The organism is Streptomyces mobaraensis NBRC 13819 = DSM 40847, from assembly GCF_017916255.1.
GTDB classification, from domain to species: domain Bacteria; phylum Actinomycetota; class Actinomycetes; order Streptomycetales; family Streptomycetaceae; genus Streptomyces; species Streptomyces mobaraensis.
Genome location: NZ_CP072827.1, coordinates 1,541,869 through 1,557,935 on the forward strand (window position 1 = coordinate 1,541,869; position 16,067 = coordinate 1,557,935).

Here is a 16,067-nt window from a genome sequence, read left to right on the forward strand (position 1 = left end):
TCGACCCAGCGCGATCTCCCCAGCCGCGATCGGCTCCGCCGGCTCAACCCGACCGGATCACCCCGGCCGCCGAGCCGGCCTCACCGCCTCGGCCCACCGCCTCGGCGGACTCAGCCCTGCTGACCGGCGCGCGACCGGCGGTAGAGGACGGCGCCGCCGAGCAGCAGGGCCGCGCTCGCGGCACCGGCCATGCCCAGCTCACCCGCGCCGGTGTGCGCGAGCTGGTCGTCCTTCTCCTCCACCGCGGCCTGCTGGGCCGGCCGGTGCGCGTCCTTCACCACGGCCACCGGGACGATCGGGCCCGAGGCGAGCGGACCCGGGGTGACGTGACCGGGCTTGTGCGCCGAGTGCTCGGCGGGCGGGTTGTGGTGCCCGGCCGGCCGGTGCTCGTCGCACGGCTTGTCCTTGTCCCCGTGAGTCCCGTGGTCCTCGTGGGTCCCGTGGTCCCCGTGCGGCTTGTCGGCCGGCGGGTGGTGGTGCGAGGGCTCGCCCGGGTGGTGCGGCCGGGTGTGGTCCGGGCCCCTCCCGTGGTCGTGGCCCCCGTTGATGCAGGCGTTGCCGAAGGTGGGGTTGGCGACGGCGGCCACGTCCACGGTGTTGCCGCAGGCGTTGACCGGGACGTCCACCGGAGCCTGGACGACGTTGCCGGAGGCGATGCCGGGCGAGCCGACGGCCGCGCCCTCCGCCCCGGCGCCACCGCCGTGGTGACCGCCGCCGTGCCCGTGGCCCTGGCCGTGGGATGCGTGGCCGCCGTGGCTGCCGTGACCCCCGTGACCACCGTTGACACAGGTGTTGCCGGAGGCGGGGTTGAGCGCTCCGACGACGTTCACGGTGTTGCCGCAGACGTTGACCGGCACGTGGACCGGCACCTGGACGGTGTTCCCGGACGCGACGCCCGGGGAGTGCGCGGCGGCGCCCTGGGCACCCGAGTCCGCGTACGCGTAGCCACCGGTCACGGCGAGCACGCTGCCCGCTGCCGCGACGGTGAGCAGGCCCTTTTTGGCGACCTGTCGCATTGCTTTGCCCCTCTGCTACTACTGCTTGCCATGCGGAACGCGCGCGGGCGTGCCGCCCGCGCACGGTTGTCCGGGTCGAAAGCCCGGCGGCTCCGGGGCGCATGGCGCGCGCTCCGGAGCCGCCCGGTTCTCCATCCCTCACCCGGTGAGGGGCAACGTCACTTGTTGACGCAGATGTTGCCGTGCGTGGGGTTGAGCACCCCGACGACGTTGACCGTGTTGCTGCACAGGTTGACCGGAACCGAGACCGGCACCTGGACGACGTTGCCCGAGGCGACGCCGGGGCTGTTCACCGCCGCGCCCTGCGCCCCGCCGGCCGCTGCTGCCAGACCCGCGCCCGCGAGCACGAGACCACCGGTGGCAGCCGCGGTGGCGGCGACCTTCTTGAGCATTGGATTCCTCCTTGTTGGGATGCGGTCCCAGCCGCGGACCGCACCCCCTGTAACGACACGGAGGGAATCGGGCTACGTAACCTTGAGCGCGTTCACTCTTTCCGGCTAAAAAAGCGCCAACTCCGCACAACCTGACGCTCTTTCAGAAAACGTGTCAGCACTCATCCAGGAACCGGTCGAGCACGCGCGCACCGAATGTCAGACCATCGACGGGGACGCGCTCGTCCACTCCGTGGAACATCCCGGCGAAGTCCAGCTCGGGCGGCAGCTTCAGGGGGGCGAACCCGAAGCCGCGGATCCCGAGGTCGTCGAAGGACTTGGCGTCGGTGCCGCCGGAGAGCATGTACGGCACGGCGCGGGCGATCGGGTCCTCGGCCCGCAGCGCCGTCTGCATCGCCTGGACGAGGTCGCCGTCGAACCCGGTCTCCAGCGCCTTGTCGGCGTGCACGTCCTCGCGCTTGACCCGCGGCCCGAGGATCCGGTCCAGGTCGGCGAGGAACTCCTCCTCGTACCCGGGCAGGAACCGGCCGTCGACGTGCGCGGTGGCCTGCCCGGGAATGACGTTCACCTTGTAGCCGGCGCCCAGCATCGTCGGCGCGGCCGTGTTCCGCAGCGTCGCTCCGATGATCTTGGCGATGCCGCCCAGCTTGGCGAGGGTGGCCTCCATGTCCTCGGGGTCCAGCGGGGTGCCCAGCGCGTCCGACAGCTCGTCGAGGAAGGACCGCACCGTCTTGGTGACCCGCACCGGGAACTGGTGCCGCCCGAGCCGGCCGACCGCCTCGCACAGCTCGGTGATCGCGTTGTCGGTGTTGGTCATGGAACCGTGGCCGGCGGTGCCCTCCACGGTCAGCCGCATCCAGTGCATGCCCTTCTGGGCCGTCTCGACCAGATACAGCCGCAGGTTCTCGTTCACGGTGAACGAGAAGCCGCCGACCTCGCTGATCGCCTCCGTGACCCCCTCGAAGAGGCCGGGGTGCTTGTCCACCAGGTAGCGGGCGCCGTACGTGCCGCCCGCCTCCTCGTCCGCGAGGAAGGCCAGCACCACGTCGCGCGGGGGCTTGCGCCCGGTCCGCATCCGGTCGCGGACGACCGCGAGGGTCATCGCGTCCATGTCCTTCATGTCGACCGCGCCACGCCCCCACAGGCACCCGTCGGCGATCTCGCCCGCGAACGGATGATGGGTCCAGTCCGCGGCGTCGGCCGGGACGACGTCCGTGTGCCCGTGGATCAGCAGCGCCGGCCGCGAGGGGTCCTCACCCTCGATCCGCGCCACGGTCGAGGCCCGCCCGGGGTGCGACTCGAAGATCCGCGGCTCCAGCCCCACCTCGGCGAGCTTCTCGGCCACGTACTCGGCGGCGGCGCGCTCGCCGGGCCCGGAGTGGTCGCCGTAGTTGCTGGTGTCGATCCGGATCAGGTCGCGGCAGATGTCCACGACCTCGTTCTCGGCGCCCGTTGTGTGTTCCGCGCTCACGCTGCCTCCTCGTGGTTCGCCACCGGGAGCCGTCGCGCACGGGCCCCGGCGTGGGTCCACCGCCATCCTCCACCCGCCGCCGCCCCAGCCCAAGGCCGCAATCCTGCCGACACACTCCCGCAAGAACCCGCTGGTCGCAGCCCTGCGACGGCCCCCCGCCCAGGTGATCGAGCACCGCTCGAAACCTGGTATTGTTTTCCATGTCGCCGCGGGGAACACCCCGAGGAAACGACACCTGGTCCGGGTGGCGGAATGGCAGACGCGCTAGCTTGAGGTGCTAGTGCCCTTTATCGGGCGTGGGGGTTCAAGTCCCCCCTCGGACACACCGAAGAACCCCAGCTGAGCTGGGGTTCTTTTGTTTCTCTGACCATGGCGTGGCCATCCGAGTACGGCGCGGCCTAAGGGGGCAGTCAGGCGCTCACCTCGGAGTGCACCGGGACAGGTGGGCGCACTCCGGTAAGCGCCTCTGCACGGGCTACGAGGTGGGGCGTAAGGTCGGGATACCAGCCACGGGCCACGGCTTGCAGCATCTCGGCCAGGGCCGCGAGTTCCCCGGTTCGGCCGGCGGGAGTGGCGAGGATCGGTGCGAACTCCTTGCGGATGCGGGCGGCTACGTCGGGAACGAGGAGGCTGTTGGCGTGGAGGAGTCCCGCGTCATAGCCGAAGGGCACCCGTCCCCACCGCTCCCAGTCCAGCAGGCACAGGGGCGTGGCGGTGAGGTTGCCCCAGTGCAGGTCACCGTGACCGGTCACCCGCTCCACCGTGGCGGGGGCGGGGATGCCGAGGAACTGGGGGAAGGCTCGTTCGATCCAGCCGTCCCGGACCGTCGTCTTCACTCCCTCCGCTTCGGCGAGGAGGGCAAGGGCGTGGCGGAGGTCCGCCCACCACTCGTCAGGCAGCCCCGGGTCGTGGTCGATGTCGGCCCGGTCGGGGGACACGATGGGTTGCGTGAGGTAGTCCAGGACTTCCGATTCGAAGGCCCACTCGCCGTCAGTCCAGTCATGCACCGCGTACAGGTGGGGGCGGGGCACGCCGTCGGGCACCAGCTCCGAGGCGCCGACGATGCCTTCCCCCGCCTTCCTGCCCGCGTTCCTCCTCGCCGTCCGGCTCACCCGTAGCCACCGGTCCCCCGCTCGGCGCCCGAGGGTGACACCGAGGAAGCCCCACGCCGGCGGCCCCGTGCAGGTGAGGCCCAGTGCCTTGGCCGCCCGGTCGTGGGCGGCCTCCATCAGGGCCCGCACCTCCTCATTCACCGGCGAGTTCACCCGTCACCCTCCTGAGTTCCCGGACCGTCAGCGGCGCAGTCAGAGCCTTGGCCACATCGTCCCAGTGGTCGCGGGTGCTCGCGGAGGTGAGGACGGCATCGAGGCCGGGGCACGAGCCGGCGGCCAGCAGGGCAGCGGCTGCGGCCGACAGGCCGGGGCGGATGAGGTTCACCAGTTCGGATGTCATGGCGTCGAGGAGTTCGCCCCCGTGCAGGGGAGCGGAGCCGAACGTGATCAGCCCCGCATCCTTCGCCTGTACCAGTGGTCCGCCGCCGTTCAGGGCCTGTGCGATCGGGGCATCCATGATCAGGCTGACGGGCATCTGCAAGCCCGTGAAGTGATGCTCGGCGGAACCGGCCGCCTGCCGGGCGAGCGTGAGCAACTCGGGCACGCTGAACGCTCCGGAGGTCAGGCCCGACCAGGTGGCGACGCCGTACCCGCCGATCCGGCCCGCTTGGGCGAACTCCTCCAGCGCCGTGAAGGCTTCCCGTACACGCCCGTGCAGAGCGGAACGGTCAAGGCCGTGCCCGTGGTGCTCGGGGTTGTGCACGAACACCAGGTCCACGCGCCCGAGCGCGGCCAACGACCGCTCCGTCTGCCAGCGGACGAAGCCCCGCTCAAGGCTGTGCCTACCAGCCGCCTCTCCCCGGGTGAGCACGCCCTCAGCCAGGGCGGTGCGGCCTTGTTCCTCCGTGAAGAACCCTATCTTCGTGGCTACCCGCACGGTCGGGTACTCCCCGAGAACCGGGCGCAGTTCCTCCTGCGCCCGACCGTGGGCGTAGTTGGGTGCCGTGTCCACCCAGGGGCTACCGGCGGCCAGGGCGGTGCGTGCCGCCTGACTGACGGCACGCACGCGGTATGTCCCCAGGCAGAGCGCGGCGGTCACAGCGCCGTCCCCACGACTGCAACGGCGTGGCCGTCGATGAGGACGGAGACCAGTTCGGCCACCTCCTTGACCTCCAGCCCGGCGGAGTCGGCGAGTTCGCCCAGCGTGGTCGGCTGGTTGGTCAGCAGCGTGCCCAGCGCGGGAGCGGCGGACTCGGCGAAGTCCCACGCGGTACCGGCCGCCGAGAAGGTGACTGTGCCCTGTTCGCGGTTGGCCGTCAGGCGGCCCCTCGGAGTGGTGAGCTTGACCGTGATGTCCCGCTGGGCGGGGAGTCCGCCCACGTAGGGCAGGGACGGGATCGCGTGGCCCAGGTCCGTCGTGTCGATCGACTCTGCCCACCGCTCCACGAGGCGCGGGTCCGCCATCATGTCGGCCACCTCACGGCGCAGCGCGTCGGTGAAGTCCGCCTGTTCCGTCAGCGAGCCGAAGCGCGGGATGTCCCTGCGGAGCGCGAGGGACGCCCGAAGCTGGTCGACGACCCAGAGCATCAGGTCAGCGCCCGTGTGCGGGACCATCCCGAACGTGAGGTGAAGGGATTCTGTCCCCTGGTCAGCGGTGACCGAGTGCCACCAGCCGCGCGGCAGGTAGAGCACGTCACCCGGGGACATAACGAGGTCCGCCAATGGGTCGCTCTCCGGCTCCTCCGGCGACTCCACGTCCCGGAAGGTGGGCCCTTCACGGGTCATCCCCCACAGGCGCCACCGCTTCGAGCCGTGCAGTTGGACTACGACCACATCGTGGTCGTCCCAGTGCCGGCCGAAACCCTCCCGCTCGGTCCACGAGGCGTACACGTTGGCCTGCACGGAAGTCCCGAGGAAGCGTTCCAATCCCTCCGCAGCCGCTCCCACGGAGGGGTGGATCTTCTCCACCGCGTCCAGGACCAGCGACGCCCCGTCCCTGAGCTGGGCGTGGAAGTCGGACGGCTGGATGCGGGACCAGGTGACCGCTCGGCGGTTCGTGGTCGGGATCGCGTAGCGGTACAGCGGGACCGTCTCGCCGTCGACCGACAGGCGCAGCCGGGGCGGCTCCAGCCGCTGCGTGGCGATGATCCGGTTCAGGTCATCCCAGGAGAACATCCCTGCCGTGTCGGCGACCCCGGGGAAGTGCGCGTAGGAGCGGTGGTACGTCTGGGCGAGGAACTTGTCCCCGCCCAGACGCCCCGCCCACGAGGCTGCGTCAAGCAACGTGGGCGCTCCCGTCAGTCGTTGCCGTCGGAACGGCCACTGCTGACGTCGGATTCCTGCTCGGCACGGGTGCGCGCGGCCGCGATCTTCCGCTTCGCGACGAGCAGGCCACCCCCCTCGGGGGTCACCGAAGTGGTGTTCTCTTCCACCATCGGACTACCTCTCTTCTCGGGAACTCCCACCGGGAATCCGGCGGGAGGCATCAGAGACAGCGGCCAATGCGGTTACCAAAGAGCCACGGCGAGAACCAGGGCACAGCCGCCGAGGATCGCGGCCAGGTAGAGCGGCCCCGCGTACCGGCCAAAGTGGCGCAGCACCCACAGGCCCAAGCCACCCATCACGTCGCCTTCGGCTCCACCGCCACGGGGCGGAGAGCACTGGCAGGCAACGAGCTGCGGCCCGTGCACCGAGGGCACCCGCACGGCGGGTACTTGGTCGGCGAACCCAGGATCACCGCATTGCGCGGCTCCACCTGCACCTCACGCACCGGGCCGTACGTCCGGCCGCCGTCGTACGACACCCGCAGAGTCATACGCCCGGTCACGAGCGCACACCACCATCAGGGCCGAACGCCCGCCGGTACTCCAGCCCCCGACCTACGCCGTAGCGCACCCGCTCTTCGTTTCGCTCGGCCGCTGTCATGGGGGAAATCATTGGCCCAGAAATCGGCGGCTGTGTAGTTCTTTCCCGTCATGGACTAAAGATCATGAACGGCAGGCGGCAGCCCACTCCGTCAACAAGGCTCGCGCTTCGGCCCCGAACAGCGCGTACCCCTCCAGTGTCGAGAACAGTGCCAAATGCATTTCGATGTCGCGTGGATCTCTCAGGATCACGACACCGGTGGTGTTCTCCACAGTGGCCAGGGTGTTGTCGTAGACAGTGAAGGTGTCCATCGGAGCCATGGGCTTGTACCCCGCGATTGGGATGACACCGAGCTTCACATTCGGCAGGTGGGTCAGTGAGGCCAGCCGGTCAATCTGCATCGCCATCGCGGCCGGGGGCAGGAGCGGCCACCTCACGGCCTGTTCGGTGAGGATGAAGGTGAACCGCTTCTTCGTGTCGTAAAGAACCTCCTGCCGCTCCAACTTCCTCGCGATCGTCTTAGTGACATCAGCTGGGGAATGGGCGAGACTGGCGCGGATGTACTCAGGGGTGGACAGCAGTCCCGTAATCATCGAGAGCAGGAAGAAACGGAACTCGGTAGAGGAGGATTCGAGCGCGGCAAGTTCGGTCTGCTTCCTCTCCAGCCCCCTTCGCCGCAGCGAGCGCAGATCTTGCCACTCGGTGTTGGCCAGCCTCGCGAGGGCAATGACCTCCTCGATGACCTCGGGCGGAGCAACGACAGCCCGGAGGATTCTCTCCAGGTCGAGCAGGCTCGGTTGCGCTTTCCCGTTCTCGATCCGACTGATCTTCGATTGGGACATGTTGCAACGCCGAGCGAGCCGGTCCCCAGTGAGGCCGGCTCGCTTGCGTAGTTCTTTCAGCAGGGCGGCCAATTCTTGCTTCGGCTGCCCCGGCTGTAACGGGTCGAACGTCACCCGCTCACGTACTCCAGGAATGGAACCGATTCGGCAACGGCAATCCGCTTCCACTGCCGGTACGGCTCAGGATCACCCTCGTACAGTTCCCGGTTGATCTGCGTCCCGTCCGCCCGGTAGTTCATCAGGACCACCTTGGACTCATCGAACATCCAGAAGTCCTGATCCGGAAGCCCGGGGTTCTCTCGGTCGGTGAGGTCGAGAATGCGGATACCCTCGCCCGCCTTCACATGGTGCCGGTAGTAATACTCGAACTCGAACCGGAGGTAATCGGAGAGCGGGCGAGTCACGACGTGCACCCTGCCGACGCTCTTCCCTTCCGAGGCCCATTGCCGAATCTCGTCCATCCAGGCCGACATATAATCGTCCGGGGATTTCTCCCCGGCGAGGAAGCGCTTCAGCCTCTCTGCTTCCTGCGGCACGGTGTAGACGGGCAGCGTTTCCAGCCGCCACGCCTCACGCTCCATGGAATCGAAGCAGCCATTCCACGCGTCACCATCCAAGTGCACGGAACGCCTCCCTGAGAACCGCCTCCGGGATTTCCACGAGCCCTTCCCCGGAGGGCGTGGTGAAGGCGTTGGACACGTCACCCTGCACGACGAACGACCCCGTGGCCGTGCGGTACACGTTCGGGCAGTCCTTCTCTCCGCACGCGCCGTTGCCGTTGCCCGTGAGCCGGGTGAGTGCCGAACGTTCTGACATGCCAAACCCCTTGGCTCCGACCCCGTTCGGGCCGCCTGCCCACGGACAATAGAGGGGGCGGCGCCACGCGTCCATGCGTGAACGCGACTATGCGCGTACTTGCATAAACAGGTCCCGCTCGTGGCCAATATCCCTGTGCGACAACCGCGTGACCGGCGCCCGGCCGTCTCGCGTGACGGCCGGGGCCGTTCCCCCGTGCTCAGTTCAAGGGCACCCGCGCCACCGGTGCGAAGGTGGTGTCCGTGAGGAGGGCGCGGCAGCGGAAGCGTTGGATTTTGCCGCTGGGGGTCTTGGGGAGGACGCCTCGGGGGAGGAAGAGGCATTCGGAGAGGGCCACGCCGGCCTTTTCCAGGGCCAGGGTGGCGGCCTCTTCGGCGATGGGGCGGAAGTCCTTGGGGTTGCCCTGGGGTTCGACCATGAGGACGAGGCGGGTGGCGCCCGTGTCGCCGGCGTCCACCAGTGCCGCGCAGCCCTTGCGGATGTTGCGCATGGAGTCGACGGCCGACTCGATCTCCGTGGCATAGACCTTGCGGCCGCCGACCGAGAGCATGTCGTCGGCCCGGCCGAGGACGTACAGCTCGCCGTCGTGGAGGAAGCCGAGGTCGCCGGTGCGCAGCCGGCCGTCGGGGAAGCGTTCGGCGGTGCGGGCCGGGTCGGCGTAGTAGCCCTGGGCGAGGCTGGGCGAGGCCACCTCGATCTCGGCCACGCCGCCGGAGGCGCCGGCCCGGATCTCCACGCCCGGGAGGGGGACGCCGTTGGAGACGAGGCGGGTGGCGTGGGGGTCGTCCGGGGCGGTTTCCACCGCCTTGCCCTCCACCAGGGACGGGCCGTGGAAGGTGAGGGCCCGGGGCGCCTGGGCCCAGGGTTTGCCCGCCACGGCCAGCGTGGCCTCGGCCATGCCGTAGGCGGGCTGGAACGCCGTGTCGGTGAGGCCGAAGGGGCGGAACGCGGCCGTGGCGGTGGCCAGGGTGTCCCAGTCGACGCGTTCGGCGCCGATCACCGCCGCTCGGAGGCGCAGTGGTTTGGGGAGGGTGCCCCTCCCCTGGGCCCGGGCCGCCAGGTAGACGGCCGTGCTGGTGCCCGCCGTCATGGTGGCCTCGTACTCCGACATGTCGCGGAACCAGGACCGGGGCGCGAGGCCGAACCGGTCCGGCGTGGACAGGACGAAGTGGAAGTCGTACGCCCAGGAGTAGAGCAGGCAGCCGAACATGCCCATGTCGTGGGAGAGCGGCAGCCAGGACGCGACGGTGTCGGCGCCGGGGCGGCCGCCCGTCAGGTGCAGGATGATCTCCAACTGGCGTTCGATGGCACGGGTGGTGAGGGCGCAGCCCTTGGGGGTGCTGGTGCTGCCCGAGGAGTACTGGATGAAGGCCAGGTCGTCCCGGCCCGGTGGGGTCGGTTCGAAGGAAGCGGGGCCTCCGGCTCGTAGCGTCGTCCAGCCCGTGACGGGGAGGGACGCGGTCAGCTCGGCCGGGAGCGTCGCCGCTATCCAGTCGTCGGCCAGCAGGAGGACGGGGTCCAGCCGGGCGGTGAGGGCGACGAGTTGGTCCCCGTACGCCTGCCGGCTCTGGCCGCGGGTGGGCAGCGGGAGGGAGGCGACGGCGCCGCCCGCCAGCCAGGTGGCGAGCAGGCCGCGGACGGTGTCGGGGGTGTTGGTGAGGATGCAGGCGACGCGGGTGCCGGGGCGTACGCCGAGGGCGCGCAGCCGGGCGGCCATGCCGTGGGCGTCCCGGACGACGTCGCGCCAGGGGGTGTGGTCGAAGGCGTCGCCCGACCAGGCGTGCAGGACGCCGCGCGAGGACCCGTTCGTCAGGGCGGAGAAGAAATCCATGGTGTGGCCGTACTCCCCGTTGGTGGTGGATCCGACGGACCCGTGGTGGTGGTCCCGACGGGTCGGTGCGTCCGGGCCGGTGCGGTGTGCGCGCACCGGCGCCGGACGGCGTCATTCGACGTCGACGAGGGTGGGGTCGGTGGGCTGGTCGCTCTTCCTGCGCTCCGCGAGGGGCGCGAGGTGCTGCTGGGACTTGAGGAGCTGGGCCTGGTCGGCGGTGGAGCCGCCGCTCACCCGGCTGATGCCGGCCTCGCGCATCTCCATGCGCTCCGGGTCGATCCGGATGACCTTCCAGGCCAGGCCGGTCTTCTCCAGGCCCCAGATGAGGATGGCGGAGAGGTCGACCTCGTACCACTTCATGCCGTGCCGGGCGGACCGGGGGAAGGCGTGGTGGTTGTTGTGCCAGGCCTCACCGAACGACGGCAGGCTCAGCCAGGCGACGTTGCGGGACTCGTCCGTGGTCTCGAAGCGGCGCCGGCCGAAGTAGTGGCCGACGGAGTTCACCGCGTACGTCATGTGGTTGATGAGGAAGATACGCACGAGGCCGCCCCAGAGCATGCCGGTCAGGCCCGCGGTGACGCTGCCGCCGGTGATCGCGAAGGCGAGCAGGCCGGGCAGCACGCAGCCCGCGGCGGTGACCAGCACCAGGTGCTCGCTCAGCCAGCGCAGCGGCTTCTCGCGGACCAGGTCCGGGCAGTAGCGCATCGGGTCGGACGTCAGCTTCTCGTCGAACAGCCAGCCGAGGTGGGCGTGCCACAGGCCGGTCATGGTGCCCTTGAAGCCGGGCGGGAAGTCCAGGTGCGGCGAGTGGGGGTCGCCCTCCTTGTCGGCGACGCGGTGGTGCTTGCGGTGGTGGGCGGCCCAGATCAGCGGCGGCCCCTGCCCGGCCATGACGCCGGCGGTGGCCAGGGCGACCCGGATCGGCTTGTAGGTCTCGAACGAGCGGTGCGTGAGCATGCGGTGGTAGCCGGTGGAGATCCCGAACCCGGAGATCGCGTACATGATCACGAGGACCACGGCGTCGGACCAGGTGAAGATCTTGTTCCACAGCAGTGCCATGGAGGCCAGGACCCCCAGCAGCGGGATGACGGACGCGCCGAGGATGAACCAGCGGTGCTCCCTGCCGTCCATTTCCTCAACCCCTTCCAGCGGGAACGAACAACGGACAGGACACGGACAGGACGTAAAGGCGGCGCTCAGGGCGCCGGGTGGAACTGCTCCTCCTCGGTGGAGCCGGTCAGGGCGGTGGTGGAGGAGTCCGGGTTGAGCACGGTGGTGACGAGGTCGAAGTAGCCGGTGCCGACCTCGCGCTGGTGGCGGACGGCGGTGAAGCCGTGCTCCTGCGCGGCGAACTCCCGCTCCTGCAACTCCACGTACGCCGTCATGCCGTGCTCCGCGTAGCCGCGGGCCAGGTCGAACATCGCGTGGTTGAGGGAGTGGAACCCCGCCAGGGTGATGAACTGGAACCGGTAGCCCATCGCGCCCAGTTCGCGCTGGAACTTGGCGATCCGGTCGTCGTCCAGGGCGGCCTTCCAGTTGAAGGAGGGCGAGCAGTTGTAGGCCAGCATCGTGTCGGGGTACCGGGCGTGGATCGCCTCGGCGAAGGCGCGGGCCTCGTCGAGGTCGGGGGTGCCGGTCTCCATCCACAGCAGGTCGGCGTAGGGGGCGTAGGCGAGGCCGCGGGCGATGACGGGGGCCATGCCCGGTTCGACGCGGTAGAAGCCCTCGGCGGTGCGCTCGCCGGTGCAGAAGCGGGCGTCGCGTTCGTCGACGTCGCTGGTGAGGAGGTTGGCCGCCAGGGCGTCGGTGCGGGCGACGATCAGGGTGGGCACGTCGGCGATGTCGGCCGCCAGGCGGGCGGCGTTGAGGGTGCGGATGTGCTGGGCGGTGGGGACGAGGACCTTGCCGCCCAGGTGCCCGCACTTCTTCTCCGACGCCAGCTGGTCCTCGTAGTGGATGCCCGCCGCACCGGCCGCGATCATCGCCTTGGTCAGCTCGAACGCGTTCAGCGGCCCACCGAACCCCGCCTCCGCGTCCGCCACGATCGGCACCAGCCAGTCCACCGAGGCGTCCCCCTCGGCCGTGGCGATCTGATCCGCCCGCAGCAGCGCGTTGTTGATCCGCCGCACCACCTGCGGCACCGAATTCGCCGGATACAGACTCTGATCCGGATAAGTCTGCCCGGCCACATTGGCATCAGCCGCCACCTGCCACCCCGACAGGTAGATCGCCCGCAGCCCCGCCCGCACCTGCTGCACCGCCTGACCACCGGTCAACGCACCCAGCGCATGCACGTAATCCCGCTCGTGCAACTCCCGCCACAACCGCTCCGCACCCCGCCGCGCCAGAGAATGCTCCTCACGCACACTCCCCGACAACCGCACCACATCCTCCGCCGAGTACGTCCGCTCCACCCCCTTCCAGCGGGGGTCGGTCGTCCAGCGGTCGGCGAGCTCCGCGGCGGTGGTGGGCTGCGCCGGCGGGGGGTTGTGGGACATCGGTGACTCCTCGTTGCATCGGTGGTGGGGCCGTCAGGCCCGGCGTGGCGAGTCGGTGCGGACCCGGTCGAACCAGGCGCCGAGGACGCGGGCGGTGGTGGGGGCCCGGTCCTCCAGGATCGAGAAGTGGTCGGCCGGGACCGGTTCGGCCGCGTCGGCGGCCTTCCAGGTGGGGTCGACGGGGGCGCCGTGGGACGCCTCGGGGGCCACGGCCCGGACGGCGAGGGTCGGGACGTCGACCTCCACCGGCTCCCACTCGGCGTAGAGGCGCACATAGGCGCCCATGGCCATGAGGTTCTCGTCGTTGACGACGACGCCCGTGGGGTCCCGGTCGAGGATCTCGCTCATCGCCCAGACGAACAGGGCCTCCCGCTCCTCCGCGTCGTCGATGTCGTAGGTGTCGATCATCGCGACGCCCCGCGCCCGGGTGCCGGAGCGCAGCAGGCGCTCGGCGACCGCGCGGGCCATCAGCCCGCCCACGGAGTGGCCGACGAGGAAGAACGGCGCGCCCCCGGCGGCCTCGGCGGTGGCCTCGGCCATGGCGTCGACGGCGGCCGACCACGACTTCGGGAGCGGCGCGGACCGGCCGAAGCCCGGCAGCACCAGGGCGGACGTCCGCAGCCTGGGCCGCAGTTCGGCGGCGAGGCGGGCGAACTGGTGGGGGCCGGAGCCCGCGAGGAACGACGGGACGCAGACCACCACCGGGTCCGGGGCGCCGTCCGCGACCAGGACCGAGCGCGCGGAGCCGGCCAGTTCCGCGGTCGAGGCGAAGGACGGCTGGAAGCGGGACGCCGCCGCCAGCAGCGGTACGGCCTCGGAGATGGCGTGTTCGACGTGAGCGCGGCGGAGCAGCTGGGTGTACGTACCGCCGCGCCGGGTCTCCCCCTCGGCGGGCCCGGCGGGGACGGCGGGCCGGTCGGGAGTGCGCTCGGGAGCGCGCTCGGTGAGCCAGTAGCGCTGCCGCTGGAACGGGTAGGTGGGCAGCGGGACGGCGCGTGCGCCGCGCCCGTCGAACAGCGGTCGCCAGTCGACGCGTACGCCGCCGACGTGTGCCTGGGCGAGGGAGCGGAGGAACGCGGTGTGTCCGGGGGTCGCGTCCCCGCCCGTCGGCCGGGTGATCAGGAAGTCGTCCGGGTCGCCGCCCGCGGCGGAGACGGCGGCGGTGAGCGCGTCGGTGAGCGTCGGCCGGAGGCCGATGTCCAGGAACGCCTGGAAGCCCTCGGCCAGCCTCGCGCGCACGCTCTCGGCCAGCGGTTCCGCGTCGGCGGGCGCTTCCGTCAGGGCCCGCGCCGCCTCGGTGAGCGTGCGCCGTCCCGCGATCACCTCGGCGGCGGCCTCCCCGCCCGGCGCGGCCAGTACGGCGTCCGGCTCCACGCCGTACGCGCGCCACAGCGCCGCCAGCGACACCGTCACGGCGAAGGAGACGGCCCGTTCGAGCGCGGGGGTGCCGGGGGCTTCCCCGACGGCGTCGAGCACGTTCCCGTCGGTGTACGGGGCGAGCGCCTCCGCGCACTCCTCCATGCGGCGGGCGAACGCCGGTTCCGCGGCGAGGAGTTCGCGTACCCCGTCCGGGTGCCGCCCGTCGGGTCCCGGTACGACGAAGGCGACGCTGCCGGGGCGGGCCCGGGTGGGCAGCAGGACGCCGGGGGCCGCCTGGCCGGCGGCGACGCGGTCGAGGCCGGCCCAGAGGTCGTCGCGGGTACGGCCGACCACCGCCGCGCGGTGGGAGAGCGTCGCGCGCGTCGTCGCCAGCGAGAACGCCACGTCCAGCGGATCGGCGTCCGGGTGCGCCCGCACCCACTCCCCCAACCGCCTTGCCTGCGCCGCCAGTCCGGACGGCATCCGGCCGGACACCGGCCACACCAGCGGGCCGCCGGTGGACGGGCGGGAGGCCGGCCGCTCCGAAGGCGGCGGCTCTTCGACGATGACGTGGGCGTTGGTCCCGGAGGCGCCGAAGCTCGACACCCCCGCGCGGCGGACCCGTTCGTCCGTACGCGGCCACGCCCGCTCCTCCGTCAGCAGCCGCACCCGGCCGCGCGACCAGTCCACCTTCCCCGTCGGACGATCGACGTGCAGGGTCGCCGGCAGCCGCTCCGCCCGCAGCGCGCAGATCATCTTGATGATCCCGCCCACACCGGCCGCCGCCTGCGTGTGCCCGATGTTCGACTTCAACGAGCCGAGCCACAACGGGCGTTCGCCGGGGTCCCCGTAGGCGGCCTGGAGTGCCTGGACCTCGATCGGGTCCCCCAGCGTCGTCGCCGTCCCGTGTCCCTCGACCGCGTCCACGTCCGCCGCCGACAGCCCCGCGTCCGCCAGCGCCGCCCGGATCACCCGCTCCTGCGCCGGACCGTTGGGCGCCGTCATGCCGTTGCTCGCGCCGTCCTGGTTGATCGCCGAGCCGCGCAGCACCGCGTGCACCCGGTGCCCGTTCCGCCGCGCGTCCGACAGCCGTTCGAGGACGAGGACGCCCATGCCCTCGGCCCAGCCGGTGCCGTCGGCGGCGTCGGCGAAGGCGCGGCAGCGGCCGTCGGGGGACAGCGCGCGCTGCCGGGAGAACTCCACGAACACGCTGGGCGTGGCGAGGACGGTGACACCGCCGACGACGGCCAGCGAGGACTCGCCACGGCGCAGCGACTGCATCGCCAGATGAGTCGCGACGAGCGACGACGAGCAGGCCGTGTCGACGGTCAGAGCCGGGCCCTCGAAGCCGAACGTGTAGGCCACCCGGCCGGACACAAAGCTGCCGAGGGTGCCGGTGCCCCAGCGGCCGGCGACCTGGTCGGCGCGCGAGCGCGCGACCCAGGCGTAGTCCTGGAACATCGCGCCGGCGAACACGCCGGTGGCGCTGCCGCGCAGGGTGTCCGGGTCGATCCCGGCCTCCTCCAGCGCCTCCCAGGTGCCTTCGAGGAGCAGCCGCTGCTGCGGGTCCATCGCCAGCGCGTCACGGCGGCCGACGTTGAAGAAGCGGGGGTCGAACTCCGTCGCGGTGGACAGGAATCCGCCGGTGCGGACGTAGCTCGTCCCGGGGTGGGCGGGGTCCGGGTGGTAGACGGCGTCCATGTCCCAGCCGCGGTCCTCGGGGAAGCCGGTGATCGCGTCGCGGCCCTCGGCGACCAGCCGCCACAGGGCGGCGGGCGAGTCGGCGTCGCCCGGGTAGCGGCAGGCCATGCCGACGACGGCGACGGGGTCGTCGGCGGTCGCGTTCCGCCGCTTGAGGCGGGCGTTCTCCTTCATGGCCGCCCGGAGGGCCGCCACGAGGTCGTGGTTGTCGACGGTCATCTCTC

The 16,067-nt window shown here is 71.2% G+C and carries 13 protein-coding genes, 1 tRNA gene and 1 pseudogene; 1 reads left to right on the plus strand and 14 read right to left on the minus strand.

Going from position 1 to position 16,067, the window contains the following annotated elements; genetic code table 11:
• Nucleotides 1-110 precede the first annotated feature (110 nt).
• The 3 genes from J7W19_RS33620 to J7W19_RS06135 form a co-directional block, all read right to left on the minus strand.
• Complete coding sequence (locus tag J7W19_RS33620; RefSeq protein ID WP_004953927.1) at nt 111-1,016, minus strand: chaplin; 906 nt, start codon at nt 1,014-1,016, stop codon at nt 111-113.
• A 158-nt stretch (nt 1,017-1,174) separates the two neighbouring features.
• Nucleotides 1,175-1,408 (minus strand): chaplin, encoded by a 234-nt coding sequence (locus J7W19_RS06130; protein WP_004953931.1) that lies wholly within the window; start codon nt 1,406-1,408, stop codon nt 1,175-1,177.
• A gap of 154 nt (nt 1,409-1,562) precedes the next feature.
• Complete coding sequence (locus tag J7W19_RS06135; RefSeq protein ID WP_004953934.1) at nt 1,563-2,879, minus strand: M20/M25/M40 family metallo-hydrolase; 1,317 nt, start codon at nt 2,877-2,879, stop codon at nt 1,563-1,565.
• Nucleotides 2,880-3,117: 238 nt separating this feature from the next.
• Between J7W19_RS06135 and J7W19_RS06140 the strand changes: the two genes are divergently transcribed.
• Nucleotides 3,118-3,202, plus strand: a tRNA-Leu gene (locus tag J7W19_RS06140).
• An 87-nt stretch (nt 3,203-3,289) separates the two neighbouring features.
• Here J7W19_RS06140 and J7W19_RS06145 read toward each other — a convergent pair.
• From J7W19_RS06145 to J7W19_RS06195, 11 genes and pseudogenes are all read right to left on the minus strand, one after another.
• On the minus strand, nt 3,290-4,144 hold the full coding sequence (locus tag J7W19_RS06145; protein WP_004953936.1) for a hypothetical protein: 855 nt from the start codon (nt 4,142-4,144) through the stop codon (nt 3,290-3,292).
• Nucleotides 4,125-5,030: an aldo/keto reductase gene (locus tag J7W19_RS06150; protein ID WP_004953939.1), complete on the minus strand. Its 906-nt coding sequence runs from the start codon at nt 5,028-5,030 to the stop codon at nt 4,125-4,127. Before J7W19_RS06150 ends, J7W19_RS06145 begins: the two co-directional genes overlap by 20 nt.
• A complete protein-coding gene (locus J7W19_RS06155) occupies nt 5,027-6,214 on the minus strand; it encodes a cupin domain-containing protein (protein WP_004953942.1) in 1,188 nt (395 codons plus the stop codon). Before J7W19_RS06155 ends, J7W19_RS06150 begins: the two co-directional genes overlap by 4 nt.
• Before the next feature lie 14 nt (nt 6,215-6,228).
• Nucleotides 6,229-6,366, minus strand: a complete 138-nt coding sequence (locus J7W19_RS06160; RefSeq protein ID WP_162835720.1) for a hypothetical protein — start codon at nt 6,364-6,366, stop codon at nt 6,229-6,231.
• 552 nt (nt 6,367-6,918) lie between these two features.
• Complete coding sequence (locus J7W19_RS06165) at nt 6,919-7,752, minus strand: helix-turn-helix domain-containing protein (protein ID WP_040892413.1); 834 nt, start codon at nt 7,750-7,752, stop codon at nt 6,919-6,921.
• Nucleotides 7,749-8,261: a DUF6879 family protein gene (locus tag J7W19_RS06170; RefSeq protein ID WP_004953946.1), complete on the minus strand. Its 513-nt coding sequence runs from the start codon at nt 8,259-8,261 to the stop codon at nt 7,749-7,751. The genes J7W19_RS06165 and J7W19_RS06170 overlap by 4 nt, the downstream gene beginning before the upstream one ends.
• Entirely contained in the window at nt 8,245-8,454 is a 210-nt protein-coding gene (locus J7W19_RS06175; RefSeq protein WP_078588255.1) for a hypothetical protein, read from the minus strand. The genes J7W19_RS06170 and J7W19_RS06175 overlap by 17 nt, the downstream gene beginning before the upstream one ends.
• A 199-nt stretch (nt 8,455-8,653) precedes the next feature.
• The gene (locus J7W19_RS06180; RefSeq protein ID WP_040892416.1) at nt 8,654-10,285 is read right to left on the minus strand and encodes an AMP-binding protein; all 1,632 of its coding nucleotides are present in this window, start codon (nt 10,283-10,285) and stop codon (nt 8,654-8,656) included.
• 111 nt (nt 10,286-10,396) lie between these two features.
• Entirely contained in the window at nt 10,397-11,416 is a 1,020-nt protein-coding gene (locus J7W19_RS06185) for an acyl-CoA desaturase (RefSeq protein WP_004953955.1), read from the minus strand.
• Nucleotides 11,417-11,481: 65 nt separating this feature from the next.
• Entirely contained in the window at nt 11,482-12,783 is a 1,302-nt protein-coding gene (aceA, locus tag J7W19_RS06190; RefSeq protein WP_210455297.1) for an isocitrate lyase, read from the minus strand.
• Between the two features lie 33 nt (nt 12,784-12,816).
• A pseudogene (locus tag J7W19_RS06195) lies at nt 12,817-15,984 on the minus strand (type I polyketide synthase); the annotation flags it as partial.
• Nucleotides 15,985-16,067: the final 83 nt, after the last annotated feature.

What these genes read in the sequence shown, in the direction of transcription:
- J7W19_RS33620 (WP_004953927.1), bottom strand. Translation starts at nt 1,016, where the DNA reads ATGCGACAGGTCGCCAAAAAGGGCCTGCTCACCGTCGCGGCAGCGGGC.
- J7W19_RS06130 (WP_004953931.1), bottom strand. Translation starts at nt 1,408, where the DNA reads ATGCTCAAGAAGGTCGCCGCCACCGCGGCTGCCACCGGTGGTCTCGTG.
- J7W19_RS06160 (WP_162835720.1), bottom strand. Translation starts at nt 6,366, where the DNA reads ATGGTGGAAGAGAACACCACTTCGGTGACCCCCGAGGGGGGTGGCCTG.
- J7W19_RS06175 (WP_078588255.1), bottom strand. Translation starts at nt 8,454, where the DNA reads ATGTCAGAACGTTCGGCACTCACCCGGCTCACGGGCAACGGCAACGGC.
- J7W19_RS06180 (WP_040892416.1), bottom strand. Translation starts at nt 10,285, where the DNA reads ATGGATTTCTTCTCCGCCCTGACGAACGGGTCCTCGCGCGGCGTCCTG.
- J7W19_RS06185 (WP_004953955.1), bottom strand. Translation starts at nt 11,416, where the DNA reads ATGGACGGCAGGGAGCACCGCTGGTTCATCCTCGGCGCGTCCGTCATC.
- aceA (WP_210455297.1), bottom strand. Translation starts at nt 12,783, where the DNA reads ATGTCCCACAACCCCCCGCCGGCGCAGCCCACCACCGCCGCGGAGCTC.